Origin of the sequence: Streptomyces sp. DT190 (assembly GCF_049846985.1) — a bacterium.
Classification (GTDB): Bacteria; Actinomycetota; Actinomycetes; order Streptomycetales; family Streptomycetaceae; genus Streptomyces.
Map to the genome: position 1 here is coordinate 1 of NZ_JBNCNM010000021.1, position 25,407 is coordinate 25,407.

Sequence of the window (25,407 nt, forward strand, 5' to 3'; positions counted from 1 at the left end):
ACCCGGAAGCTAAGCCTTACAGCGCCGATGGTACTGCAGGGGGGACCCTGTGGGAGAGTAGGACGCCGCCGAACAATTCTTCAAAAAGGCCCACACCTTATGGTGTGGGCCTTTTTGTGTTTCCCGGCCATTCCTACGAGGGCTGCACCAGCTTCGTGTCGTACGCGAGGATGACCGCCTGGATGCGGTCACGGGATCCGGTCTTCGCGAGGATCCGGCCCACGTGGGTCTTCACCGTCGACTCGGCCAGGTGCAGGCGCTCGGCTATCTCCGTGTTCGTCCAGCCCTGGCCGATGACCGTGAGGATCTCGCGTTCGCGGTCCGTGAGGGAGGCCAGGCGGGGATCCTCGGTCGGTGTCGCCGCCGCGGTGTCGGTCGGCAGGTGGTGGACGTAGGCGTCCAGGAGGCGGCGGGTCAGGCTGGGGGCCACGACCGCGTCGCCCGTGGCGACCGCGCGGATGCCGGCCAGGAGTTCCTCCGGCTGGGCGTCCTTCACGAGGAAGCCGGAGGCACCGGCGCGCAGGCCGGCGTAGGCGTACTCGTCCAGGTCGAAGGTCGTGACGATCAGGATGCGGGTGCGGTCGCCGGACGCGGTGATGCGGCGGGTCGCCTCGATGCCGTCCAGGCCGGGCATGCGGATGTCCATGAGGACGACGTCGGGGTGGAGCTCGGCCGCCATGCGGACGGCTTCGCTGCCGTTGGCCGCCTCGCCCACGACGGTCATGTCGTCCTGGCTCTCCAGGAGCATGCGGGAGCCGAAGCGTTGCAAGGGCTGGTCGTCGGCGATGAGGACCGTGGTCACTGCGGGCTTTCCTCCGGGAGGTGGAGACGGACGCGCCAGCCCTGCTCCGGGTGGGGGCGGGGGCCGGCCTCAAGTGTGCCGCCGTAGAGGGCGGTTCGCTCGCGCATTCCCGGTAGTCCGCGGCCTTCGGCCGGGGTGTCCGCCGGGCCGCGGCTGCCCGTGTCCGTGATGGTGACCGTGACGGCGGCCCGGTCGCCGTAGGCCAGGTCTATCTGCGCTGTCGCGTCCGGGCCGGCGTGCTTGAGGGTGTTGGTGAGGGCTTCCTGGACCACGCGGTAGACGGTGAGCTGGCGGCCCGGGGGGAGGGTGGGGGTGCCGTGGGTCCTGGTGCTGACGGGGAGGCCCGCCGAGCGGACGCCGTCGAGGAGCTGCTCCAGGTCCGTGAGGCCCGGCTGAGGGGTCAGTTCGGCCTGCTGCCTCTCCTCCTCGCGCAGGACGTCCAGGAGGCGGCGGAGTTCGGTGAGGGCCTGGCGGCTGGTCGTGGCGATGGCGTCGAGGGCCTGGGCGGCGCGCTCCGGGGACTTGCCGGCGGCGTACCGGCCGCCGTCGGCGAGGCCGGTGATGACGGAGAGGTTGTGGCCGATGATGTCGTGCATCTCGCGGGCGATGCGGGCGCGTTCGGCGGCGGTGGCGAGCTGGGCCTGCTGGTCGCGTTCGGTCTCCAGGCGGCGGGCGCGGTCCTCGAGGGCCTCGGTGTAGTTCCGGCGGGTGCGGACGGTGACACCGATGAGGGCGGCCACCGTGACGGACATCAGCTGGGAGCCGAGCTGCTGGTCCCAGCTGCCCTCGCCGTGGCGGAGGGCCGAGACGACGACCGGGGCGATCACCAGGGCGGTGGCCCACCACAGGTGATGCAGAGGGCGGCGCAGGGCCAGGTGGTAGACGAGGACCAGCTGGAGCAGGGCCGCCTGGAGGGCCGCGCCGGTCCAGGCGTTGACGAGGGCGAAGGGGGCCATGGCGGCGAGGACGGCCCCCGGGTGGGTGCGGCGCCACAGCAGGGGGACCGACAGGCCCAGGCTGAGGGTGAGGAGGAGCGGACCGGGGACGTCCAGGCGGTGGGCGTTGTGTTCCCAGCCTCCGCCGACGAGGTCGATCAGGGCGGCCGTCATCCAGAAGCCGGTGAAGTGCAGGTCCCACAGCAGCGGATGGCGGCGGTCGAAGGCGCGCACCCGGCGGGTGAGGCGCTGGGCGTAGTCGGTGAGGGGCTCGGTCGCCCGGTCTTCCGTCACGGGGTCCATCGTGCGGGTATCCGGCGCCGGGCGTCAGACGTCGCGTCGGCGCAGGACCCAGGCGGCCGCCGTCAGGGTCGCCGCCGCCCACAGGAGCAGGGCGAGCAGGGCGCCGCCCGGTGAGGCCGTGCCGGGCATGGGCTGGGCCGTGCTCAGGGCCTCCAGGGCCTTGCCCGGGAAGTAGCGGACGGCGCTGTCGACGGCGTCGTAGGGGAGCATCGCGAGGACCTCCGGGAGGACCATGATCAGGCCGATGAAGGCGCCGATGGCCGTCGCCACCGAGCGGAGCAGGGCACCGACGGCGAGGGCGAGGACGGCGAGGAGCGTGAGACCGGCCGCGTTGCCGGCGAGGGCGCGCAGGACGCCGGGGTCGCCGAGGGAGGCGGACAGGTCGGTGCCGGTGAGGAAGGGCTGGGCGAGGGGGAAGGTGATCAGGTTCGTCGCGAGGGTGAGGGGCAGGGCGATCGCCGTCAGGACGGCGGCCTTGGACCACAGGACGGGCAGGCGGCGCGGGACGGCGGTCATCGTCGCGCGGATCTGGCCGGTGGAGTACTCGCCGGCGGTGGCCAGGATGCCGAGCACGCCGAGGTTGATCGTGGCGAACTGGGTGCCGAGCAGGACGAACATGACGGTGTCCATGCCGCCTTCGCCGGAGCCGTCGTAGGCGGCGGCCAGGCCGGCGCCCATCGCGGCGGTCAGGAGGGTCGTGACGGTGAGGTTGATCCAGGTGGAGCGCAGGGTCCACAGCTTGTGCCACTCGGAGCGCAGCACGCGGGCGGGGGTCACGCGATAGGGGAGGGTGGCCGTGGTCATGCCGCTGCTCCTTCGAGGGTCGCCGGGTACTCCAGCGCGTCGCGGGTGAGGTCCATGAAGGCCTCCTCCAGGGAGGCGGCGTTGGGGGTCAGTTCGTAGAGGGGGATGCCGTGGGCGGCCGCCGTGCGGCCGATCTGCGGGGCGTCGGCGCCGCGGACCTGAAGGGTGCCGGGGGTGTCGGTGGTGATGTCGACACCGGGTGCGGTGAGGACGCGTACGAGGTCGGGGGCGCGGGGGGTGACGACCTTGGTGGTGCCGGCGCCGGAGTCGCGGACGAAGTCGGTGACCGTGGTGTCGGCGAGGAGACGGCCGCGGCCGATGATCACGAGGTGCTCGGCGGTGAGGGCCATCTCGCTCATCAGGTGCGAGGAGACGAAGACCGTGCGGCCCTCGGCGGCGAGGGACTTGAGCAGGGTGCGGATCCACAGCACGCCCTCCGGGTCGAGGCCGTTGACCGGCTCGTCGAGGAGGAGCACGGCCGGGTCGCCGAGGAGGGCGGCGGCGATGCCGAGGCGCTGTCCCATGCCGAGGGAGAAGCCCTTGACGCGGCGGTGGGCCACGTCGGTCAGGCCGGTGAGGCCGAGGACGTGGTCGACGCGGCTGCGCGGGATGCCGTGGGTGTGGGCGAGCACGCGCAGGTGGTGGTGGGCGGTGCGGCCGGGGTGGACGGAGCGGGCCTCCAGCAGGGCGCCGACCTCGGTGAGGGGCGCGGGGTGGGCGGCGTAGGAGCGGCCGCCGACGGTGGCGTGGCCGCGGGTGGGGGCGTCGAGGCCGAGGAGCATGCGCATGGTCGTGGACTTGCCGGCGCCGTTGGGGCCGAGGAAGCCGGTGACGGTGCCGGGGCGGACGGTGAAGGACAGGTCCGTGACGACGGTCCGGTCGCCGTAGCGTTTGGTGAGTTCGTGTGCGGTCAGCATGGTTCGATGCTCGTGCGCGCGGCGACGGTGGGCGTCGGACCGGCGGTGGTTATCGGGGTGAGGGGCGTCGTACCGGGGTACTACGGTGGCCCGCATGAGCTATGTGATCCGGTCCGTCCGTGCTGATGAGTGGGGTGCCGTGAAGGAGTTGCGGCTCATGGCGCTGCGCGATCCGGTGGCGCACCTCGCCTTCCTGGAGACGTACGAGCAGGCCGTGGAGAGGCCGGAGTCGTACTGGCGGGAGCGCACGGCCAAGGCGGCCGAGGGGGCGGACCAGGCGCAGCAGGTCATCGCCGAGGGGCCGGACGGGCGGTGGGTGGGGACGGTGACGGTGCTCGTGGAGGAGCCCGGGACGACCGACTGGGCCGGGTTGGCGGTGGAGCGGAAGCAGGGGCATCTGGTCGGGGTGTTCGTGCGGCCCGAGGAGCGGGGCAACGGGCTGACCGAGGTGCTGTTCGACGCCGCGCTGGAGTGGGCGTGGGGGCGGGGAATGGAGCGGGTGCGGCTCTTCGTGCACGAGGAGAACGGGCGGGCGCAGCGGTTCTACCGGCGGGTGGGGTTCGTGCCGAGCGGGTTGGTCGTGCCGCTGGGGGACGCCGGGGAGCGGGAGCTGGAGTTCGTGCTGGAGCGGGGCGGTGCGGGGGTGCCGCTCTCAGACGGGTAGTTCGTCGTGCGGCCAGCGGGCGCGGCCCTGTTCGCGGGAGCGGAGCAGGGCCAGGGTCGAAAGACCCCGGTCCGCTCCGGTGGCGAGCAGCTCCGGGAGCTGGGGGAGCGGGGCCACGGCCGCGACGTCGTCGAGGACGAGGGTCAGTGGTGGGTCGAGGCGACCGGAGGATGACCGTTCGGCCATGCGCCGGCCGCGCTCGACCACGCTGGAGACGAGGGCCGTCAGGAAGGGCATCGCGCCCGGGGTGGTCCTGGGGTCCTCGATGGATTCACCGACCACATAAAGCGTGCCCCCTTCGTCGATGAAGGAATCCAAGGCGAGGGCATCATTTCGGTTGGGAGTGCAGGCCTCGCGGACGTTGATCGTGGAGAGTGCGGCGAGGGCACGGGTGGTCAGTTGCTGGGCCACGTCGCGGCGTTCGGGGTGGGCGGTGAGGGCGCCTTCGAGTTCGCCCGCCGAGCCGGGGGCGGCCTTGGGGTTGGTGCGCAGGATGCGGACGGCGTCCTGGATCTGGGTGCCCTGGGCCCAGCGGTGCACGTGGCGGATGGTGCGTCCGTCGACGGCGGCGGCGTGCAGGTAGCTGCGCAGGAGCGTGGTGGCCGTGTCGGTGACCGCCTGGTCGAGTTTGGCGGTCGGGCGTACGGGGGCGAGCAGGGCGGTGGCGGTCGTCGCCGCGGTCCGCGGGTCCTCGCAGCCGGTGGTGGGGGACCAGTGGAGGCGGGACGGGGTGTTGCAGAGGTGGGTGGGGTCGTAGAGGTGGGTGGGGCCGAGCTTGGCTCTGGCGTCCTTGGTCTCCTGCCAGAGGGTGGGGTTGGAGGTGACGACGAGGGTGGGGCCTTCCGCGTCGCGTACGGCCTGGGTTGCCGTGATCTGGCGGGTTTCCCTCGGGGCCACGAGGATTTTCTCCCACCCGCCCACCCGTTCCTGCCCGAACAGGAAAGCCGGGGCCGCCGGGGTGGGGGCCAGGGGCGCGGTCGGCTCCGGGAGGTGACCGGGCTCGGGGGCGGCGCGGCGGGGGGTGGGGAGGTCGTGCGGGGCGGGGGCCGGGGCCGGGCTCTGGGGGGTGTGGGGCTGAGGTGAGGCGGAGGGCGCCGGGGCGGGGACGTCGTGCTGTACCGGGCTCTGCGCCGGGTGCCGGGCCGGTGCTTCGTGCTGTCGGACTTCCGCTGCCGTCGCCTGCTCCAGACGGCGTCTCGCCCGGCCCGCGCGCCAGCGGGCCACGGTGCCCAGCACGAACACCGTGAGGACGAGCAGGACCATCAGCTGGCCGATGAACAGCCCCCAGAACAGGCCGTAGCCGGAGAGGTCGCCGGGGGGTGTGCCGGGCCAGGCGCCGGGGATGTCGTGGGGCTGGGCGATGAGGTGGCGCATGGCCAGGGGTGTGGCGACGAAGGTGACGCCGGACGGCCAGGAGCCGTGGGCGAACACGCCGGCCAGGCCCGTGGCCGTCCACACCAGCACGGTCATGCCGAGGAGGAACGCGAGTATGCCGACGAGCAGTCCGTCGGGGATGCCTCCCTGGGTGTTCCGCGGGGTGCGGCGATCGTCCGGTCTCACGCGTTCCTCCCCTGCGTACGCCTACGCCACCGTCGATTCGGAGTCGCCCATGTGGTGCTCCACGAAGGCCGCCGCCCTCTCCTCCGCCTCGATCTCGGCGGCGCGCAGGGCGTCGTCGGCGAGGTCGGCGGAGGACTCCGTCATCGCGCGGTCGGTGAAGACCAGGGGGCGTTCGGTCTCCGTGACCAGGTGTTTGACGACCTGGACGTTGCCGTTGACGTCCCAGACGGCGATGCCGGGGGTGAGGGTCGGGATGATCTCGACCGCCCAGCGGGGCAGGCCGAGGACCCGGCCGGTGGCTCTGGCCTCGTCGGCCTTCTGGGCGTAGATCGTCCTGGTCGACGCCATCTTCAGGATCGCGGCGGCCTCCTTGGCGGCCGCGCCGTCGACGACGTCGGAGAGGTGGTGGACGACCGCGACGAAGGACAGGCCCAGGCGCCGGCCGAACTTCAGCAGACGCTGGAACAGCTGCGCCACGAAGGGGCTGTTGATGATGTGCCAGGCCTCCTCGACCAGGAAGATGCGCTTCTTCCGGTCGGGGCGGATCCAGGTGTGCTCCAGCCACACGCCGACGATGGCCATGAGGATCGGCATGGCGATGGAGTTGCGGTCGATGTGGGAGAGGTCGAAGACGATCAGCGGGGCGTCGAGGTCGATGCCGACCGTCGTGGGGCCGTCGAACATGCCGCGCAGGTCGCCGTCGACCAGGCGGTCCAGGACCAGGGCGACGTCCAGGCCCCAGGCGCGGACGTCGTCTATGGCGACGTTCATCGCCTCGGCCGACTCGGGCTCGGGGTGGCGCAGCTGCTCGACGATGTCGGTGAGGACCGGCTGGCGGTCGGTGATCGTCGCGTTGACGTAGGCGTGCGCGACCTTGAGCGCGAAGCCGGAGCGCTCGTCGAGGCCGTGGCCCATCGCGACCTCGATGATCGTGCGCAGCAGCGCGAGCTGGCCGGTCGTCGTGATCGCGGGGTCGAGCGGGTTGAGGCGGATCCCCATGTCCAGGGCGGCCATCGGGTCCAGGCGGATGGGGGTTATGCCCAGCTCCTGCGCGATGAGGTTCCACTCGCCCACGCCGTCCTCGCCCTGGGCGTCCAGGACGACGACCTGGCGGTCGCGGAAGCGGAGCTGGCGCAGGACGTACGTCTTCTCCAGCGCCGACTTGCCGTTGCCGGACTCCCCGAGGACCAGCCAGTGGGGGGCGGGAAGCTGCTGGCCGTAGAGCTGGAAGGGGTCGTAGATGTAGCCCTTGCCGGAGTACACCTCGCGGCCGATGATGACGCCGGAGTCGCCGAGGCCGGGGGCGGCGGTCGGGAGGTAGACCGCCTGGGCCTGGCCCGTGGACGTGCGCACCGGGAGCCGGGTCGTCTCGACCTTCCCGAAGAGGAAGGACGTGAAGGCCTCGGTGAGGACGGACAGCGGATCCCGCATCAGGTCCTACCTCCGAATGCCGGTGGCGAAGGGAAGGGTGTTCACGAAGGCGCGGTGGTGCTCGCGGTCGCACCATTCCAGCTTGAGGTACGACTTGCCGGCTGAGGCCCTTATCGTGCGCTTGTCGCGGGCCAGGGCGTCGGGGGAGCGGGAGCTGACGGTGATGTAGCCGACGAGGTTGACGCCGGCGGCGCCGCTGGCGAGGTCCTCGCCGCGCTGGTCGAGCCGGGAGTTGGCGGCCACGTCGCGCGGGTCGACGGTGCGGTTCATCTTGGCGGCGCGGGAGGCCTCGGCCTCGTCGTTGGTCTTCTCGGTGAGCATGCGCTCGATGGCGACCTCGGTGGGTTCGAGGTCCATGGTGACGGCGACCGTGCGGATGACGTCCGGGGTGTGGACGAGCAGCGGGGCGAGGAAGTTGACGCCGACGGGGGTCATCGGCCACTCCTTCACCCAGGCGGTGGCGTGGCACCAGGGGGCGCGGGTGGAGGACTCGCGGGTCTTGGCCTGGAGGTAGGTGGGCTCCATGGCGTCGAGCTCGGCCGGCCAGGCGTTGCGCTTGGTCATCGCCTGGATGTGGTCGATCGGGTGGTCCGGGTCGTACATGGAGTGGATCAGCGAGGACAGCCGGCTCTGGCCGAGCGGCTGGCGGACGCGGATGTCGGCCTCCTGCAGGCGCGAGCAGATGTCGGTGAGCTCGCGGGCCATGACGACGGCGAGTCCGGCGTCGCGGTCGACCTTGCCGCCGTGGGCGCGGGCGGCCCGGGCCATGGCGTTGGCCTCGGCGGCGAGGTCGCGGGTGTAGTGCATGCAGGCGACGAGGTACGCGCGGTGCTGCTCGCTGCTGGTCGACACCATCGACTGGAGCTGGTCGTAGGACTCCTGCAGCCAGGGCAGGGCCCTGTCGTCGCCGCGGACGGCGACGTCCTTGGCGTGGGCGTCGGGGTCGGCGGGCAGCGTGCGGGCGAGCATCTGCAGGCGGGTGACGAAGCCGTCGCCGTTGGCCACGTGCTTGAGCAGCGTGCCGAAGCGGTCGACCAGGGCCTCCTGGTCCTCGCTGTCGCGCAGGCCGACGCCGGGGCCCTCGATCTCGATGGCGGCGGTGACGGTCTTGCGGTCGGCGTGCAGCAGGACGGCGATCTCGTCGGGCCCGAAGGGCGCGGAGAGCCAGGTGATGCGGCCGATACCGGGGGGCGGGCCGACCTCGACCTCGCGGCCGTCGATGCGGGTGCCGGCCTCGACGGCGGTGGAGCGGTAGGTGGCGCCCCGCTTGAGGGTGCGCTTGTAGCTGCGGTTGATCTCGAACCACTTGTAGAACGTGCGGTGCTTGTACGGCACGTAGACCGCGGCCAGCGCCAGCATCGGGAACCCGGCGAGCAGCACGATGCGCAGGGACAGCACCGGGACGAGGAGCCCGCACATCATGCCGAGGAACGCGCCCACGACGATCAGGGCGATCTCGCCGGTCTCGCGGTTGCGGCCGATGATCGCGTTCGGCCGGGCGCGGCCGATCAGATATGTCCGGCGGGGCGTGACCGGATGGGACAGGTGGGACTCGGTCGTCAACGCCCTTCACCTCCCGTGCGGTTGGTACTGCTGTTGCGGGTGCTGCTGGCGTGGGGAGTGTTGACGGGGCTGCTCGAACGGGGTGCGGGTGCGGCGGAGGGGACAGATCCGCCGCCGCCGTTCGAGGTGCGCGCGCTGTGCGCGGCGACCCCGCCGGATGCGGGGTTGCTCGGGCGGGGGGCGGAGGACTGGCCGCCTCCGCCGTTGTGGTCGGCGCGGGTGCTGTGGGTCTTGATGCCCTGCGCGACCAGGGAGGCCGGGGAGCTGATGACGGCGGCGGCCTTGCTCTCGGCGCCCTGCATGATGCGGTTGTTGCGGGAGCCGGCGATCTCGTCGCCGAAGCCGGGGACGAAGCGGTAGATCATCGCGCTGGCGAAGATGGCGAGCAGGATGATGGCGAGGCCGGAGACGACGGCGGAGAAGGCGTCCGGACCGTCGTCGGCGGAGAGCGCGCCGGCGAGGCCGAGCACGATGACGATGACCGGCTTGATGAGGATGACGGCGATCATGATGCCCGCCCAGCGGCGGACGTGGCCCCACAGGTTCTTGTCGACGAGGCCGGCGTAGACGACGGTGCCGAGGAGGGCGCCGACGTAGAGCAGGGCCGCGCGGATGACGAGTTCCAGCCAGAGCACGCCGGCGGCGAGGATGCTGACGAGGGAGACGACGATCAGCATGATCGGGCCGCCGCCGATGTCCTCGCCCTTCTTGAGGGCCTCGGAGAAGGTGCCGAAGAAGGTGTCGGTCTGGTCGCCGGTGGCCTTGGCGAGGACCTCGGTGATGCCGTCGGTGGCGGAGACGACGGTGTAGAGGATCAGGGGGGTGAAGGCGGAGGCCAGGACGGTCAGCCAGAGGAAGCCGATGGCTTCGGACAGGGCGGTGGTCAGGGGCACGCCGCGGACGGCTCGCTTGGCGACGGCCAGGAGCCACAGCAGGAGCGTGAGGATCGTCGAGGCGGCGAAGACGACCGCGTACTGCTGGAGGAACTTGGGGTTGGTGAAGTCGACGTTGGCGGTCTCCTTCACGGCGTCGCTGAGCTTGTCGACGGTCCAGGCGGCGGCGTCGGCACAGCCCTTGGCGAGGGAGGAGAGGGGGTCGAGGGTGTTGGTGGGGTTCAGGGAGGGGTTGCCCCCGCCGGTACCGCTTCCGGTGCCCGTGTCGCCTTCACAGATGTCCCTGGCCTCACCCCTCAGCAGGTCACACGCGTTGTTGCTGGGGGACGGGGTGGGCGTGGGTGCGGCGAATGCACGGGTGGCCAGCAGGACCGTGGCCGTCTGCACGACCGCGACCGCGACGCCGAGATTGAGTACGTGATGCCTACCGGGCATAGGTGAAACCTCCGTACTCCTCGACTGCCTTCGTCATGTCCTCAGCGGTGGAGGCTCTCTGGTCGCGCCCCACGGGGACCGGGCCGTCCTGCTGGGTGAAGTCGGTGACCTTCCAGTCACCGGCGACCCACTTCAACTGGTAGGTCGTCGTGTACCAACTCTCGGTCACGGGGTTCGTGGAGCTCTCACCCGACAGGCCGAACAGGGAGGTGTACCAGAGGGCGACGGTGGCGGCGCTGCCGCTGAAGGACGTGACCTTGGTGCCGACCGGGATGACGCGCGACACGAAGGTCTGGCCGCTCGGCGCGGCGCCGTCCTTGTCCAACCCGAGCTTCTCGAGAAAGCTCGGGCGGGAGTACACCTGATCGAACGCTGACAGGCGGGTGGCCGCAACATCGGGCGCGTACACGGTCCTGACGATCGCGTGACGCTTCTTGGTGTTGTACATGTCGGACGAACCGAGGGCGATGCCGTAGTTCGTGGCTGCGGACTGGGCGCCTTGCTCGTCCTGGGAGTATCCCGTGGGAATCCCGCTCGCCTTCGACGCCACCGGACGCTTCCCGGAGGGCGCGGTCGCCGAGCTCTCGGCCTTGTCGCCGCCCGGTTCACCGCTGTCGGAGCCCCCGTCCCCCCGGTTCGCGAAGGCGATCGCTGCGATCAGGAGGACCACCACTCCCACCACCGTCACCAGGCTGCGGGACGAGGAGCGGGGGGTGCGGCGCGGGGCGCCGTAGGGGTCCGTGTCGGTGTCGGGGAGGCGGGTGCGGGTCTGGCCCGTGCCGCCGTAGCCGCCGGAGGTGTCACGCTCGTCACCGAGACTCATGCCGCGTACGCCCCCTCGACGTCGTACGGATACACGTACTCCTCGTACGACGGTAGCCGTGCTGGTTCCCGCGCGGGCGCGGTGTGGTGACTCGACATCAGGGAAACGCAACCTCAGCCGGTGGGCACGACGGGCGGGTGGGATGGAGGGGGAGCCGGGCGTGTCCGGCCGGGGCGTACGGGGCCCGGCCTACACGGCCATGCCGTACACGATGGTGAAGAGCGTGCCGAGGGAGCCGATGATGAAGACTCCGGTGAGGCCGGCGATGATGAGGCCCTTGCCCTGCTCGGCGCTGAAGGTGTCCCGGAGGGCCGTGGCGCCGATGCGCTGCTTGGCGGCGCCCCAGATGGCGATGCCGAGGCAGATCAGGATGGCGACCGCCATGACCACTTCGATCATCACCTTGGCCTCGTTGCCCAGGCTGCCGAAGGGGCCCCAGTCCGGAGCGATCCCGCCGATGATGGTGTTGATGTCTCCCTTGTCGGCCGCAAAGAGCATGTAAGTCACCGCCCCTGTTGGGTAGTTCCGCATCCTCTGCGGTCGTGCAGAGGTCAGGCCTCATTGTCGCCGACGATGACGCTGTCGTATGTCGACTTGGCGTCATTGATTGGCGGGTTTCGTACGAATACCTTGCCACCGTTTCGCTTCGGAGCCTAAGGGGAGGCGCCGGACGGCGTACGAAGGATCGTATGGTCACTCTGTGTATCACGGCAGGTCACGCCGGGCAATGAGGCCTGAGCGAAACCTGGTGTGCGGTTCGTCGTTGTGCTCTCCTGCGGCCTTTCTCACCTTTCCGAACGGTTTCTGACGGCTGGTCGGGTGAGCGGTCGCGCCGGTGTTCTCCGGGTGAAGGCTAACCCGGGTCCGCGCGAGGGGCGCTGTCGGAGCGTCAGCGGGGCTTGAGGCCGTGCAGCAGGAGGTGGACGAGCTCGTCGACGCCGTCCAGGGCGGCCTCGGCGGCGAGCACGTCGCTCGCGGCGAAGGACGCGATGCCCTGGAGGGTGGCACCGGTCAGCAGGGTGAGCCGCTCGGGGTCGCCCGGGATGATCTCGCCGCGCTCCTGGGCGTCGGCGATGACCCGTTCGAGCGAGCCCACCGTACGGTCGACGGCCGCGGCCAGCTGCTCCGAGGCGTCCGGCTCGTGCTTGCGGGCGTACATGAGCTCCAGCAGCTCGGCGTTGTCGATCGAGAAGGCGAGATAGGCGCGCGCGAGGGCGGCGAGCCGCCGCTCCAGGGGCAGGGCGGGGTCGTCGGCGCCCTCCAGGGCGCGGCCCAGCCGCTCGTAGCCGCTCAGCGCCAGGGCGTGGAGCAGGGCCTGCTTGTCCTTGAAGTGGCGGCCGGGCGCGGCGTGGCTCACGCCGGCCTCGCGGGCCAGTTCCCGCAGGGAGAGCGCGCCCGCACCCTTCTCGCGCAGGGTGCGCTCGGCCCCGGCGAGCAGGGTGGAGCGCAGGTCTCCGTGGTGGTAGGGGCGGCTGGCTGGCATGCGCACCATCGTAGCCGGATGTTGTCGCCGCCATCTTTGTTGACGTCGTCAGCATTGTTGTCATTGACAGCATTGTTGTCACCGTCTACTTTGGGGGCATGGCCAATCAGCGGAACACCCAGAGCAACGAGACGTTCAGCGCGGACCGCCTGCCCGACCTGTCCGGGCGGACCGTCGTCGTCACCGGCGCCAACAGCGGCATCGGGCTGACCGCGACCGACGCGCTCGCCCGGGCGGGGGCGCACGTCGTGCTCGCCGTGCGGGACGTGGAGCGCGGGCGGGCCGCGGCCGCCACCGTGCGGGGCAGCACCGAGGTGCGCCGGCTGGACCTGGCCGACCTGTCCTCCGTGCGGGCCTTCGCCGAGGGCTGGCGGGAGCCGCTGCACCTGCTGGTCAACAACGCCGGCGTGATGATGCTGCCCCGGCAGCGCACCAGGGACGGCTTCGAGATGCAGTTCGGCACCAACCACCTCGGGCACTTCGCCCTGACCAACCTGCTGCTGCCGTACGTCACCGACCGGGTCGTCACCGTCTCCTCGGGTGCCCACCGCTGGGGCGGCGGGCGGATCGCCTTCGACGACCTGGACCTCGCCTCGGGCTACACCCCCCAGCGCGCCTACGCCCAGTCCAAGCTGGCCAACCTCCTGTTCACCCTGGAACTCCAGCGCCGCCTGACCGAGTCGGGCTCCGCGGTCCGGGCCCTGGCCGCCCACCCCGGCTACGCCGCCACCAACCTCCAGAGCCACACGTCCAACCCGGCGGCCCGCGCCCTCATGCGCCTCGGCAACCGCCTCTTCGCCCAGGACGACCGGGCCGGCGCCCTGCCCACGCTCTACGCCGCCACCCAGGACCTGCCCGGGGCGAGCTACGTCGGCCCCGACGGCTTCGCCGAACTGCGCGGCGCCCCGACCCTGGTCGGCCGGTCCCGCGCCGCCAGCGACCCGCTGACGGCCCGTCGGCTGTGGCGGGTGTCGGAGGAACTGACCGGCACCCGCTTCCCCGCGGCGGCCGGGGCGGCGGGGCAGGATTGAGGCGGAGAACGCGGGAGTAAGGCGGAGAACGCGGGCGTGAGGCGCGGAGCGCGGGCGTGAGGCGCGGAGCGCGCGCACCCCGCCTTCCCGGCGGGCGGCGCCGGCCGTCCCGCGGGTGACCGCGCCGCGCCCCCGTGCGCCGGCCGCCCGGGCCGTGAGCCCGGCGCGCCGGCCGTGTGCCCGCCGTGCCGCCGTCCTTCCCCCCGTCCGCCCCGACTCTCCTCCCCGTGATCGTTCCGGTGTGCGACCGCCGCCTCTACACTGAGCGACGGACTCCTGGGCGGCGAGGGGCGGTTGACGGTGCGTAAGGCGTGGATCGTGGCGAGTGTTGCGATCAGCTCGGCGCTGGCCTTCGTGATGCTGCTCGTCGTCGGCGTCTACCTCGTCGCCGGAAACCTCGTCAACGGCGTGAGCGGCGGGGCGAAGGCGCTGGCCAAGGGGTCGGTGCCCGCGGCGTACGCGCCGCTGGTCGCCAAGTGGGGCAACCTCTGCCCCGCCATCAGCCCGGCCCTGCTCGCCGCCCAGCTCTACCAGGAGAGCGGCTTCAACCCGAGGGCCCAGAGCCACGCCGCCGCGCAGGGCATAGCGCAGTTCATCCCCGGCACCTGGGCCGCCCACGGCATCGACGGCGACGGTGACGGCGACCGCGACGTGTGGGACCCGAAGGACGCGATCCCCTCCGCCGCGTCGTACGACTGCGAACTCGCGTCGTACGTGAAGAAGGTGGGCGGGAATCTGACCGAAAACATGCTGGCCGCGTACAACGCCGGTGCGTACGCGGTGATCAAGTACGGGGGCGTGCCGCCGTACAACGAGACGCAGAACTACGTGAAGCGGATCACCACCCTCTCCGAGAGCTTCGCGGCCCCCGTCGGCCGGGTCGACCCCTCGCAGCAGGCGGCCGGCGCGATCGAGTACGCGCAGAAGAAGCTCGGCACGCTCTACCTGTGGGGCGGCACCGGCACTCCTGAGCAGGGCGGACGCTTCGACTGCTCCGGTCTGACCCAGGCCGCGTACAAGAGCGTGGGCATCACGCTCCCGCGCGTCGCCAACGACCAGTACAACGCGGGACCGCACCCCTCCCGGGACGAACTGCTGCCGGGGGACCTGGTGTTCTTCTCGGACGACCTCACCAATTCCCGGGCCATCCGGCATGTCGGCATTTATGTCGGAGGCGGGTACATGATCGACGCGCCGCGCACGGGTGCGGTCATCCGGTTCGACCCGATCGACACCCCCGACTACTTCGGGGCCACCAGAGTCACCGAAGATGGCGCGAAAGCGCTGCCCACGACGGTGTGAACCGAGCGTGAACCCACCCCCTGAGCTGCGACGACGTATCTCTCTTCGATAACGTCTGCGTGATCATTCGGTGGAGTGTGGAACGTATCAACGGGGACCGTGCGTTCCTGGTGACGTAGCCGAGCAGACGTCAACACGCACGTGTCACGTACGCGTGCAGCGGAAGCGGATCTACAACCACGGGGGTGGCAGGAGCGGCGCACGCACGGGTGCGCCGGGAGAGACGACGAAGGGGCCGCAGCACCATGGCTGGACTCGCCGATTCCGGGTCGAACCCCGACGTCGACCTGCTGTACGACATCAATGGCCTGGCCAAGGACGCGCCGGCCTGGTTCGACCGCGTCATGGAGTACGTGGGCGAGTACGGCCTGCTGCTCGCCGTCGTGCTGCTCGTGGTGTGGTGCTGGTGGTCCGTGCGGCGCCGGGGCGACGAGGACGCGGCGTCCACGGTCGCGGCGCTGATCTGGGCGCCGCTGGCGGCCGGCATCGCCGTCCTGGTGAACGTGCCGATACGGGGATTCGTGGAGCGGCCCCGGCCGTTCCTCGACCACCAGGGGCTCGACGTGCTCGTCCAGGGCAAGACCGACTACTCGTTCGTCAGCGACCACGCGACGATCGTCATGGCGATGGCGGTCGGACTCTTCGTCGCCCACCGCAGGTTCGGGCTGTTCGGGATCGTCCTGGCGTTGTTCGGCGGCTTCATCCGCGTCTACATGGGCGTGCACTACCCGACCGACGTGATCGGCGGGTTCGCGCTGGGCACGGCCGTGGCACTGCTGCTGTCGCCGCTCGCCATGGCCCTGTTGACGCCGTTGGTGAAGGCGGTGGAGCGGTCGCCCCGGGCGGGGTGGCTGGTGCGGGCCAGAGGGCGGGCGAGTGCCGGACAGGACTCCGTGATCCCCGAATCCCGCAGCGAGCGGGCCTCCGAGCGGGACCTCGCCGCGTAGCACCCGGCGCGGCCCGGCCCGGGTCAGAGCGCCTGCGGATACGTGAAGAAGCGGTCCGGGTCGTACTGCTTCTTCAGCTTCGTCAGCCGCGCCGCCGCGTCTCCGTAGTACGCCGTGCGCCAGTTCGTCAGGGTCGGGTCCGTGTAGTTCTGGTAGGCCGCGCCCGAGGCGTGGGGGCGCATGGCCCGGTGGGCCGAGGCCAGCCACTCCCGGGCCGTCGCACCGCTCGTGCCCGCGCGCCAGGCGCCGATGTACTGGGCCAGCATGCGCGAACGGCGGTGCACGAAGGCCGTGGCCGTCGGGGAGACGCGGTTGACCGCTCCGCCGAGGGCGGTGAGCGCGATGCTGCCCGTGCCGCCGCGCACCGAGGCGATCTGCGACAGCAGCGCGCGGACGCCGGCCGGGGAGAGGGAGCGGTCGAAGAAGTCCGAGGCCGCCGCGTACGTCTCGCGGCCGAGGGCGCCCTTCGGTGAGCGGCCCGGTGTCGAGCCGGGCAGGTGGCACTGGGCGTCCGTCGGGAAGGAGGAGCAGCCCGCGTACACCTCCATCGACTCCTCGTACGAGCGGCGCTTCAGCGAGACGCTGCGGGCCGGGGCGCCGACGCGGTCGGCGAGGCGGTCCACGGCGTTCTTCAGCTCGCCGTACGTGCCGAGGGAGAACGCCGCGACGGAGACGGTCGGGGTGCTGCCCGCGGCGCTCGCCAGATGCAGCGACGACCAGATCTCGTCGGGCTGCGAAGGCCCCCATTCCTGCCAGGCCTTGACCACCGCCGCCGCCTTGGACCAGGGCCAGGACAGGTACGCCGAGACACCCTGCGGCGCCGGGTGGGTCGTGAAGTGCAGTTCGGTCACCACGCCGAAGTTGCCGTTGCCGGCGCCGCGCAGGGCCCAGAAGAGGTCCTTGTTCTCGCGGGCGTCGGCGGTGAGCTCCCTGCCGTCGGCGGTGATCAGGGTGGCCCGCGTGAGGCTGTCGCAGGTCAGGCCGTAGGCGCGGGAGACCACGCCGTGCCCGCCGCCCAGGGTGAGGCCCGAGACGCCGACGGTGGGGCAGGAGCCGGCCGGGATCGTGACGCCCTTGGCGGCCAGGGCGCGGTAGACGTCGATGAGTTTGGCGCCGGCGCCGACCACGGCGGTGGTGCCGGAGGCCCGGACCCGGTCGAGTTTCGAGACGTCGATGACCAGGCGGCCGTCGCCGGAGGACCAGCCGGCGTAGGAGTGGCCGCCGTTGCGGATGGCCACGCGCAGGGAGCGGCCGCGGGCGTAGGCCAGGGCCGTGCGGATGTCGTCCGGGTGGGCCACGTAGGCGACGGCGGCGGGCTTCAGGTGGTCGAATCGGGTGTTGTACAGCTGCCGCGCGCTCGCCCAGGCGGCGTCACCGGGGCGGACGAGGGGACCGTCGAGGTCGCGGGCGAGGGCCGACCAGCCCGCGGCGGTGGCGCGGGTCCGGGTGCCGGCCGCCGTGGCCGTGGAGCGGGTGTCCGTGTTCTTGCAGGCGGTGGCGAAGGGGGTCGCCGCCGCGGCGATCGCCGCCGTGCCGGCGGTGAGGACGGTGCGCCGTTCCATGGGGCCTCCCGGTGGTTCCGCCCTCCAAGACGGGCTGCTGGGGGCGGGGGTTCCACGGCGGCGGGTCAGCCGGCCGCGTGCTGCTGCGCGTCCGTGCGTGCCTGGCTTCTCGCACGCCTGGCCGGGCCGCGCCACCCGCAGGTGCACTCGGCTCTGCAGAAGCGGCCTCTCTCCATGGTCGTCGTGCTGTGTTCCGGGAGGTTGGGGGGAATCTCCAGCCCGTCCTGCTGCGCCACGACGACAACGGTACCCACCGCGGGTAAAGGGTTCGTATGCCGGACGGCGGGGCTCGCGTGACGAGGGCACAAACCGGTCGTTAAGCGGAACGACATGGGGGCCCGTGACGGACGTACCGGCTGGGGGTAGGCAGGCGATGACTGGGCGGCAGCGGGAACGGCGGCGCGGGCGAACGGGTGCGGCGGTCCTCGCCGCCGGGGTCGTGGCCACGGCGGGTCTGGGAGCGGGAGGCTGCGCGGGCGGGGACGCCGTCGCCGGGGACTCCCGGGGCGGCGACGCCGTGGTGCTGCTGCACCGGGCCGCCGACCGGCTGGTGGAGGCGGGCAGTTCGAAGGCCCGCACGTCGATGGAGATGGCGGCCGGGGGCACCCGGGTGACCATCCGGGGCGCCGGGGTCTACGACTACCGCAAGCGGCTGGGGCGGCTGCGGGTGCTGCTGCCGCAGGATCCCGCGGGCGCCGCCGGGCGCCGGCCCATCACGGAACTGCTCGCCCCCGGGGCCCTGTTCATGAAGAACCGGGGCGCCGGTGTGCCCGCGGGCAAGTGGGTGCGGGTGGACACCCGGACGCTGTCCGACGGGAACCTGGTCACCGGCGGGGCCACCGACCCGTTCGCCGCGGCGGAGGTGCTGCGCGGCACGCGGACGGCGACGTACCTGGGCCGCACGGAGGTCGCGGGCACCGGGGTGCGGCACTACCGGGGCACGGCGGACCTCGGGGACGCCGCCAGGCGGGCGTCGGGCGGCAACAAGGGGCCCCTGCGCGCGGCGGCGAAGGGATTCGCCACGGCCGCGGTGCCGTTCGACGCCTACCTCGACGACGAGGGGCGCGTCCGCAAGGTCCGCCACCGGTTCAGCTTCGTCAACGGACAGCAGAAGAGCCCCGTCGCGGTCGCCTCGACGACGCTGCTCTACGATTTCGGGGCCCCGGTGCGGGTGCGGCTGCCGGACGGGGACGACATCTACGCGGGCAGGATCGCCGAGGAGTGACCGGCGGGAACTAGCCCGTCCGTGCCATGCGCGGTGCGTGTGCCGCTCCCTACTCTAGGAAGTCGGTGACGGCAGAGAAGAGGTGATGCACGTGGCTCCGGTCGGCGGTACGGCAGTTCAGGACCACGTGGCCCTCGCCGAGATCGAGCTGTGCGGAGAGCTGATCATCGCGGCCTCGGCCGCGCGCGAGCGGCTCAGCCTGGCGAGCATCGACGAGGTGCTGAGGGTGGCCGAGGAACGGGACGCCCGCGGAAGCTGACCCCGGGCGGGATCACGTCCGCAGCATGCGGGCGATCGCCTGGGTCGCCTCCTTGACCTTCGCCTCGACCTCGTCGCCGCCCTTGACGGCCGCGTCGGCGACGCAGTGGCGCAAGTGCTCCTCCAGCAGCTGCAGGGCGAAGGACTGCAGGGCCTTCGTGGAGGCGGAGACCTGGGTGAGTATGTCGATGCAGTAGACGTCCTCGTCGACCATGCGCTGCAGGCCGCGGATCTGGCCCTCGATCCGGCGCAGGCGTTTGAGGTGCTCGTCCTTCTGCTTGTGGTACCCGTGCACGCCGCGGTCGTGGTCCGTGACGGCCGGCGCACCGGCGTCGGCGGTGCCGGGGGTGACATGTGCGACATCTGTCGTGTCGGTCACGTCCGTCATCGCGTCCTCCTGGTGGGCCGTGGGCGGAGATATACCCCTAGTGGGTATATGGTACCGAACTTTGCCGGGTACACGGCCCTGGAGCCGCCCCCGTGCTCATCACTGTGCCTGATGGGCGACACTGGTGGGCGGCCCGATAGCCGTGGCCGGATGATGCGCCTAGCATCGGCCTGACCGAAACCGAAGCACCCCGAGGACCCCACGTGCGCTTTCGTCTGACCCCCAGGGAGACGAGCTTCTACGACATGTTCGCCGCCTCCGCGGACAACATCGTCACGGGCTCCAAGCTCCTGATGGAACTGCTCGGGGCGGACGCCTCCGCCCGGGCCGAGATCGCAGAGCGTATGCGGGCAGCGGAACACGCAGGTGACGACGCCACGCACGCGATCTTCCACCAACTGAACTCCTCGTTCATCACGCCGTTCGACCGCGAGGACATCTACTCCCTCGCCTCGTCCCTCGACGACATCATGGACTTCATGGAGGAGGCCGTCGACCTGGTCGTCCTCTACAACGTCGAGGAACTGCCCAAGGGCGTCGAGCAGCAGATCGAGGTCCTGGCGCGCGCCGCCGAACTGACGGCCGAGGCCATGCCGCACCTGCGCACCATGGAGAACCTCACCGAGTACTGGATCGAGGTCAACCGGCTGGAGAACCAGGCGGACCAGATCCACCGCAAGCTGCTCGCGCACCTCTTCAACGGCAAGTACGACGCCATCGAGGTGCTGAAGCTGAAGCAGATCGTGGACGTGCTGGAGGAAGCGGCGGACGCGTTCGAGCACGTGGCGAACACGGTGGAGACCATCGCCGTCAAGGAGTCCTGAGCTCTTCATGGACACCTTCGCTCTGGTCGTGACCATCGGGGTCGCGCTCTTCTTCACGTACACCAACGGTTTCCACGATTCGGCGAACGCGATCGCCACGTCCGTGTCGACCCGGGCGCTGACGCCGCGGGCCGCCCTGGCGATGGCCGCGGTGATGAACCTCGTCGGCGCGTTCATGGGCTCCGGGGTCGCCAAGACGGTCAGTGAGGGCCTGATCCAGACACCGGAGGGGTCGAAGGGGATGGGCATCCTCTTCGCCGCGCTGGTCGGCGCGATCGTCTGGAACCTGATCACCTGGTACTTCGGGCTGCCCTCGTCGTCCTCGCACGCGCTCTTCGGCGGCATGGTCGGCGCGGCGCTGGCCGGTGGGACGACGGTCTACTGGCACGGCGTGCTGGAGAAGGTCGTCATCCCCATGTTCATCTCCCCGGTGGTCGGCCTGCTGGCCGGTTACCTGGTGATGACCGCGATCATGTGGATGTTCCGCAAGGCCAACCCGCACAAGGCCAAGCGCGGCTTCCGGATAGCCCAGACCGTCTCGGCGGCCGGTATGGCGCTGGGGCACGGTCTGCAGGACGCGCAGAAGACGATGGGCATCGTGGTGATGGCCCTGGTCATCGCGGATGTCGAGGACTACGGCGACCCGATCCCGGTCTGGGTGAAGATCGCCTGTGCGGTGATGCTGTCGCTGGGCACCTACGCCGGTGGCTGGCGGATCATGCGGACGCTGGGCCGGAAGATCATCGAGCTGGATCCGCCGCAGGGGTTCGCCGCCGAGACGACGGGCGCGTCGATCATGTTCGCCACGGCGTTCCTGTTCAAGGCGCCGATCTCCACGACGCACGTGATCACCTCGGCGATCATGGGCGTGGGCGCGACCAAGCGCGTGAACGCCGTGCGGTGGGGCGTCGCCAAGAACATCATCCTGGGCTGGTTCATCACGATGCCGGCGGCGGCGACGGTGGCCGCCGCGTCCTACGGAATCGTGAACCTGGCCTTCCTGTAGCGACGGATCCGCGTCCGCCGGGACGCCGGAACACGAACGGGCCCGCCCCCGGGAGCCAGGGGCGGGCCCTTTTCGGCCTCGCGGTGGCACCGCCATGCAGCACCGCGAGGGGTCTCGGCGAAGGGCTCAGCCGAAGCGGCCGGAGATGTAGTCCTCCGTGGCCTGGACCGACGGGTTGGAGAAGATCCGCTCCGTGTCGTCGATCTCGATGAGCTTGCCGGGCTGGCCGACCGCCGCGAGGTTGAAGAACGCCGTACGGTCGGACACCCGCGCCGCCTGCTGCATGTTGTGCGTCACGATGACGATCGTGAAGCGCTCCTTCAGCTCGCCGATCAGGTCCTCGATCGCGAGGGTCGAGATCGGGTCGAGCGCCGAGCAGGGCTCGTCCATGAGCAGGACGTTCGGCTCCACCGCGATCGCCCGCGCGATGCACAGACGCTGCTGCTGACCGCCGGACAGGCCCGAGCCGGGCTTGTTGAGTCGGTCCTTGACCTCGTTCCAGAGGTTGGCGCCCTTGAGGGAGCGCTCGACGACGTCCGCCAGCTCGCTCTTCTTGTAGTTGCCGTTCAGCCGCAGGCCCGCCGCCACGTTGTCGAAGATCGACATGGTGGGGAACGGGTTCGGCCGCTGGAACACCATGCCGACCTCGCGGCGGACCGACACCGGGTCGATGCCCGTGCCGTAGAGGTCCTCGTCGTCCAGCAGCACCTTGCCCTCGACCCGGCCGCCGGCCGTGACCTCGTGCATCCGGTTCAGGGTGCGCAGGAACGTCGACTTGCCGCAGCCGGACGGGCCGATGAACGCCGTCACCGAGCGCGGCTCGACGGTCATCGAGATGTCCTCGATCGCCTTGTGGGAGCCGTAGTAGGCGGTGAGTCCGCTCACGTCGATTCGCTTGGCCATGACTACTTCACTTCCAGACTTCAGTCAGTCGCTGTATGGCCGCGTCAGCGACCGGTCTTGGGGGCCTTCCAGCGGGCGATGCCGCGAGCCACCAGGTTGAGGATCATCACGAACGCGATCAGGGTGAGCGATGCCGCCCAGGCCCGGTCGTACGCCGTGACCTCGCCCGAGCCGTACTGCTGGTAGATGTACAGCGGGAGCGACGCCTGCGCGCCCTCGAAGGGGTTGGCGTTGATGAACTTGCTGCCGAACACCAGCAGCAGCACGGGCGCGGTCTCACCGGCGATACGGGCGATGGACAGCATGATGCCGGTGGTGATGCCGCCGAGCGAGGTCGGCAGGACCACCTTCAGGATGGTGCGCCACTTGGGCACGCCGAGCGCCAGGGAGGCCTCGCGCAGCTCGTTCGGGACGAGCTTGAGCATCTCCTCCGTGGAGCGGACGACGACCGGCATCATCAGGATCGCCAGGGCGAGCGAGCCGGCGAAGCCGAAGGGCTGCATGTCGAACATCAGCATCAGGCTGAGGATGAACAGGCCCGCGACGATCGACGGGATGCCGGTCATGACGTCGACGAAGAAGGTGACGGCCCGGGCGAGGTTGCCGCGCCCGTACTCCACCAGGTAGATCGCGGTGAGCACGCCGACCGGCGCGGCGATCAGGGTGGCGAGGCCGACCTGCTGCAGCGTGCCGAGGATGGCGTGGTAGATGCCGCCGCCCGTCTCCGAGTCGGCGACCACGCCCATCGAGTGGGTCAGGAAGTAGACGTCGAGCACCTTGGTGCCGCGCTGCACGGTCGACCACACCAGGGAGGCCAGCGGCACCACGGCGAGCAGGAACGCGACCCACACCAGCGAGGTGACCACGCGGTCCTTGGCCTGGCGGCGGTTCTCCACCTTGGCCGCGATGACGTACGTGCCGAGGATGTGCAGCAGCGCGGCGATCAGCGCCCACTGGATGTCGCTGTGCAGGCCGGCGGCGGCGCTGATGCCGAGACCGGCGGCGACGGATCCGGCGGCGATGGCCCAGGGGGCCCACTTGGGCAGGCGGGCGCCGCGCAGGGTGCTGGGCGCCTTCGGGGCGGTGGTTGCGGTGCTCATGCGTTGGCCCCCGAGTACTCCTTGCGGCGGGCGATGATCGCGCGGGCCGCGCCGTTGACCAGCAGGGTGATGACGAACAGGACCAGACCCGAGGCGATCAGCGCGTCCCGGCCGAACTCGGTGGCCTCGCTGAACTTGCTGGCGATGTTCTGGGCGAAGGTGCCGCCGCCCGGGTCGAGCAGGCTGGTGTGGATCAGGAAGTCCGGGGAGAGCACGGTGGCGACGGCCATCGTCTCGCCGAGGGCGCGGCCGAGGCCGAGCATCGAGGCGGAGATCACGCCGGAGCGGCCGAAGGGGAGGACCGAGATGCGGATGACCTCCCAGCGGGTGGCGCCGAGCGCCAGGGCCGCCTCCTCGTGCATCTGCGGGACCTGGCGGAAGACCTCGCGGCTCACGTTGGTGATGATCGGCAGGATCATGATCGCGAGCAGGATGCCCACGGTGAGCATGGAGCGCGGGGCGCCGTTCTGCCAGGAGAAGATGCCGGTCCAGCCGAAGTAGTCGTTCAGCCAGCCGAAGAGGCCGTTCATGTACGGCACCAGGACCAGGGCGCCCCACAGGCCGTAGACGATGGACGGCACGGCGGCGAGCAGGTCGATCACGTAGGCGATGGGACCGCTCAGCCGGCGCGGGGCGTAGTGCGTGAGGAACAGCGCGATGGCGACGGCGATCGGGACCGCGATGACCATCGCGATGATCGAGGAGACGATCGTGCCGTAGGCGAGGACCGCGATGCCGAAGACCGGCGGGTTGACGCCGGTGTTCCATTCGAACGTGGTGAGGAAGTTGCCCTCGTCCTTGCTGATGGCGAGGACCGCGCGGTAGGTGAGGAAGCCCGCGATCGCGGCCATGATCACCAGCAGCAGGATGCCCGAGCCGCGCGAGAGGCCGAGGAAGATCCGGTCCCCGGGCCGGGTGGCGCCACGGGCGGCGCGCTTCTGCTCGGCCGTGGGCAGCGGGGGAGTGGGGGGAGGTGCGTCAGCTATCTGTGTGGTGTCCATCGGGTTCTCCGGTCTGCGGAACCGCAACGGGTGTGCGGCTCTTGGCGGCGGTGCACCGGACGGTGCGGCCCGGCCCCGCGGGGGGACCGGACCGCACGCTCAGGTCAGCTCAGGCTCTCGACGGTGGTCCGAACCTTGGCGATGATGTCCTCGGGCATGGGCGCGTAGTCGTTCTCGGCGAGGATCTTCTGGCCGTCCTCCGAGGCCGCGTAGCGCAGGAACGCCTTGACCGCGGGGAGCGTCTCGGCCTTGTTGCCCTTGTCGCAGACGATCTCGTAGGTCACCAGGACCATCGGGTAGGCGCCGTCGGCCTTGGTCGCGTAGTTCAGCTCCAGCGCGAGGTCCTTGCCGGTGCCGACGACCTTGGCGTCCGCGATGGCCTTGGTGGCGTTCTCGACGTTCGCCTCGACCGGCTCGGCCGCACCCGTGTCGATGGCGACGGTCTTGATGCCGTCCTTGGCGTAGGACAGCTCGAAGTAGCCGATCGCGCCGGCGGTCTGCTTGACCTGCGCGGCCACGCCGGAGGACTGCGGAGCGGACTGGCCGCCCTTGGCCTGCCAGGCCTTGCCGCCCTCGTAGGGGAAGTCCTTCTTCGCGGTGGCGATCAGGTACTTGGTGAAGTTGTCCGTGGTGCCGGACTCGTCCGAGCGGTGGAACGCCTGGATCTTGAGGTTGGGCAGCTTCGCGTCGGGGTTCAGCTTCGCGATGGCCGGGTCGTTCCAGTTGGTGATCTTGCTGTCGAAGATCTTGGCGATCGTCGAGGAGTCCAGGACGAGCTTGTCGACACCCGGGACGTTGTAACCGACGGCGATCGGGCCGCCGACCATCGGCAGGTCGATGCCCTGGCCGCCGGAGCAGATCTTCTTGGAGGCCTCGACCTCGTCGGGCTTCAGGGCCGAGTCCGAACCGGCCCACGGGACCTGGCCCTGGGTGAACGCGGTGACACCGGCGCCGGAGCCGCCGGCCTTGTAGTTGATCTCCACCTTGCAGGCGGCGGAGAACTGCTTGACCCAGGCGTCCACGGCGTTCTTCTGCGCCGAGGAGCCGTCGGCGAGCACCTGGCCCGAGGCGTCGTCGCACTTGATGTTGCTGGGCGCGGCGGCGTTGGACGAGGAGCCGTCGCTGCCACCTCCGGTGTCGTCGGAGCCGCACGCCGTGAGGGCCAGGGCGCCGGAGACGGCGAGAGCACCGAGAGCGAGGGCCCGCCGGTTCATGCGCTGAAGCTTCACTTGAGTTCCTTCCAGGAG

General features: G+C 70.9%; 25 protein-coding genes and 1 rRNA gene. 9 read left to right on the forward strand and 17 right to left on the reverse strand.

The features are described 5' to 3' along the window. Window positions 1-74, forward strand: a 5S ribosomal RNA gene (gene rrf, locus ACPXCS_RS29735); the annotation flags it as partial. Window positions 75-133: 59 nt separating this feature from the next. Here rrf and ACPXCS_RS29740 read toward each other — a convergent pair. From ACPXCS_RS29740 to ACPXCS_RS29755, 4 genes are read right to left on the reverse strand one after another with little or no spacing between them, the layout of a single operon-like run. Then, window positions 134-802, reverse strand: a complete 669-nt coding sequence (locus ACPXCS_RS29740) for a response regulator (protein ID WP_425950946.1) — start codon at window positions 800-802, stop codon at window positions 134-136. Further along, entirely contained in the window at window positions 799-2,040 is a 1,242-nt protein-coding gene (locus tag ACPXCS_RS29745) for a sensor histidine kinase (RefSeq protein ID WP_425950947.1), read from the reverse strand. The genes ACPXCS_RS29740 and ACPXCS_RS29745 overlap by 4 nt, the downstream gene beginning before the upstream one ends. 24 nt (window positions 2,041-2,064) lie before the next feature. Beyond that, a complete protein-coding gene (locus tag ACPXCS_RS29750; protein WP_425950948.1) occupies window positions 2,065-2,844 on the reverse strand; it encodes an ABC transporter permease in 780 nt (259 codons plus the stop codon). Further along, on the reverse strand, window positions 2,841-3,761 hold the full coding sequence (locus ACPXCS_RS29755) for an ABC transporter ATP-binding protein (protein WP_425950949.1): 921 nt from the start codon (window positions 3,759-3,761) through the stop codon (window positions 2,841-2,843). Before ACPXCS_RS29755 ends, ACPXCS_RS29750 begins: the two co-directional genes overlap by 4 nt. Window positions 3,762-3,855: 94 nt before the next feature. On the opposite strand from ACPXCS_RS29755, the gene ACPXCS_RS29760 reads away from it, so the two are divergent. Continuing rightward, window positions 3,856-4,425 carry a GNAT family N-acetyltransferase gene (locus ACPXCS_RS29760; RefSeq protein ID WP_425950950.1) on the forward strand — a complete coding sequence of 190 codons (570 nt, stop codon included), beginning with the start codon at window positions 3,856-3,858 and terminating at the stop codon, window positions 4,423-4,425. Here the strand turns inward: ACPXCS_RS29760 and ACPXCS_RS29765 are convergent. The 7 genes from ACPXCS_RS29765 to ACPXCS_RS29795 form a co-directional block, all read right to left on the reverse strand. Next, window positions 4,414-5,985: a type IV secretory system conjugative DNA transfer family protein gene (locus ACPXCS_RS29765; protein ID WP_425950951.1), complete on the reverse strand. Its 1,572-nt coding sequence runs from the start codon at window positions 5,983-5,985 to the stop codon at window positions 4,414-4,416. The genes ACPXCS_RS29760 and ACPXCS_RS29765 overlap by 12 nt on opposite strands. 21 nt (window positions 5,986-6,006) lie before the next feature. Further along, window positions 6,007-7,416, reverse strand: coding sequence for an ATP-binding protein (locus ACPXCS_RS29770; RefSeq protein WP_425950952.1), 1,410 nt, complete (start codon window positions 7,414-7,416; stop codon window positions 6,007-6,009). Window positions 7,417-7,422: 6 nt separating this feature from the next. After that, window positions 7,423-8,979, reverse strand: coding sequence for an SCO6880 family protein (locus ACPXCS_RS29775; RefSeq protein WP_425950953.1), 1,557 nt, complete (start codon window positions 8,977-8,979; stop codon window positions 7,423-7,425). Continuing rightward, on the reverse strand, window positions 8,976-10,307 hold the full coding sequence (locus tag ACPXCS_RS29780; RefSeq protein WP_425950954.1) for a hypothetical protein: 1,332 nt from the start codon (window positions 10,305-10,307) through the stop codon (window positions 8,976-8,978). Before ACPXCS_RS29780 ends, ACPXCS_RS29775 begins: the two co-directional genes overlap by 4 nt. Then, window positions 10,297-11,130: a hypothetical protein gene (locus ACPXCS_RS29785; protein WP_425950955.1), complete on the reverse strand. Its 834-nt coding sequence runs from the start codon at window positions 11,128-11,130 to the stop codon at window positions 10,297-10,299. Before ACPXCS_RS29785 ends, ACPXCS_RS29780 begins: the two co-directional genes overlap by 11 nt. A gap of 189 nt (window positions 11,131-11,319) precedes the next feature. Further along, entirely contained in the window at window positions 11,320-11,628 is a 309-nt protein-coding gene (locus ACPXCS_RS29790) for a hypothetical protein (protein WP_004000049.1), read from the reverse strand. A gap of 391 nt (window positions 11,629-12,019) precedes the next feature. Then, window positions 12,020-12,622, reverse strand: a complete 603-nt coding sequence (locus tag ACPXCS_RS29795; protein WP_425950956.1) for a TetR/AcrR family transcriptional regulator — start codon at window positions 12,620-12,622, stop codon at window positions 12,020-12,022. Window positions 12,623-12,711: 89 nt separating this feature from the next. Here ACPXCS_RS29795 and ACPXCS_RS29800 point away from each other — a divergent pair, with 89 nt between their 5' ends. The 3 genes from ACPXCS_RS29800 (at window position 12,712) to ACPXCS_RS29810 (ending at window position 15,893) form a co-directional block, all read left to right on the forward strand. After that, window positions 12,712-13,644: an oxidoreductase gene (locus ACPXCS_RS29800; RefSeq protein ID WP_425950957.1), complete on the forward strand. Its 933-nt coding sequence runs from the start codon at window positions 12,712-12,714 to the stop codon at window positions 13,642-13,644. 300 nt (window positions 13,645-13,944) lie between these two features. After that, window positions 13,945-14,946, forward strand: coding sequence for an NlpC/P60 family protein (locus tag ACPXCS_RS29805; RefSeq protein WP_425950958.1), 1,002 nt, complete (start codon window positions 13,945-13,947; stop codon window positions 14,944-14,946). 245 nt (window positions 14,947-15,191) lie between these two features. Beyond that, window positions 15,192-15,893: a phosphatase PAP2 family protein gene (locus ACPXCS_RS29810; RefSeq protein WP_425950959.1), complete on the forward strand. Its 702-nt coding sequence runs from the start codon at window positions 15,192-15,194 to the stop codon at window positions 15,891-15,893. A 23-nt stretch (window positions 15,894-15,916) separates the two neighbouring features. Here the strand turns inward: ACPXCS_RS29810 and ACPXCS_RS29815 are convergent, their stop codons facing one another. Then, a complete protein-coding gene (locus ACPXCS_RS29815) occupies window positions 15,917-17,455 on the reverse strand; it encodes an FAD-binding oxidoreductase (protein ID WP_425950960.1) in 1,539 nt (512 codons plus the stop codon). Window positions 17,456-17,828: 373 nt separating this feature from the next. Between ACPXCS_RS29815 and ACPXCS_RS29820 the strand changes: the two genes are divergently transcribed. Together ACPXCS_RS29820 and ACPXCS_RS29825 are read left to right on the forward strand one after the other, a co-directional pair. Next, the gene (locus ACPXCS_RS29820) at window positions 17,829-18,680 is read left to right on the forward strand and encodes a hypothetical protein (protein WP_425950961.1); all 852 of its coding nucleotides are present in this window, start codon (window positions 17,829-17,831) and stop codon (window positions 18,678-18,680) included. Window positions 18,681-18,765: 85 nt separating this feature from the next. Next, the gene (locus tag ACPXCS_RS29825) at window positions 18,766-18,939 is read left to right on the forward strand and encodes a hypothetical protein (RefSeq protein ID WP_425950962.1); all 174 of its coding nucleotides are present in this window, start codon (window positions 18,766-18,768) and stop codon (window positions 18,937-18,939) included. 12 nt (window positions 18,940-18,951) lie between these two features. On the opposite strand, the gene ACPXCS_RS29830 is transcribed toward ACPXCS_RS29825, so the two are convergent. Next, window positions 18,952-19,326, reverse strand: coding sequence for a metal-sensitive transcriptional regulator (locus tag ACPXCS_RS29830; RefSeq protein ID WP_425950963.1), 375 nt, complete (start codon window positions 19,324-19,326; stop codon window positions 18,952-18,954). Between the two features lie 203 nt (window positions 19,327-19,529). Here ACPXCS_RS29830 and ACPXCS_RS29835 point away from each other — a divergent pair, with 203 nt between their 5' ends. Then, a complete protein-coding gene (locus ACPXCS_RS29835) occupies window positions 19,530-20,150 on the forward strand; it encodes a DUF47 domain-containing protein (protein WP_020269925.1) in 621 nt (206 codons plus the stop codon). Window positions 20,151-20,157: 7 nt separating this feature from the next. Beyond that, entirely contained in the window at window positions 20,158-21,156 is a 999-nt protein-coding gene (locus ACPXCS_RS29840; protein ID WP_425950964.1) for an anion permease, read from the forward strand. Window positions 21,157-21,282: 126 nt separating this feature from the next. Here ACPXCS_RS29840 and pstB read toward each other — a convergent pair whose 3' ends face one another. The 4 genes from pstB to pstS form a co-directional block, all read right to left on the reverse strand. Then, entirely contained in the window at window positions 21,283-22,059 is a 777-nt protein-coding gene (pstB, locus tag ACPXCS_RS29845) for a phosphate ABC transporter ATP-binding protein PstB (protein ID WP_351353754.1), read from the reverse strand. A gap of 44 nt (window positions 22,060-22,103) precedes the next feature. Beyond that, the gene (pstA, locus tag ACPXCS_RS29850; RefSeq protein WP_425950965.1) at window positions 22,104-23,159 is read right to left on the reverse strand and encodes a phosphate ABC transporter permease PstA; all 1,056 of its coding nucleotides are present in this window, start codon (window positions 23,157-23,159) and stop codon (window positions 22,104-22,106) included. Next, window positions 23,156-24,160 (reverse strand): phosphate ABC transporter permease subunit PstC, encoded by a 1,005-nt coding sequence (gene pstC, locus ACPXCS_RS29855; protein WP_425950966.1) that lies wholly within the window; start codon window positions 24,158-24,160, stop codon window positions 23,156-23,158. Before pstC ends, pstA begins: the two co-directional genes overlap by 4 nt. A 104-nt stretch (window positions 24,161-24,264) precedes the next feature. Next, the gene (gene pstS, locus ACPXCS_RS29860; protein WP_425950967.1) at window positions 24,265-25,389 is read right to left on the reverse strand and encodes a phosphate ABC transporter substrate-binding protein PstS; all 1,125 of its coding nucleotides are present in this window, start codon (window positions 25,387-25,389) and stop codon (window positions 24,265-24,267) included. Window positions 25,390-25,407: the final 18 nt, after the last annotated feature.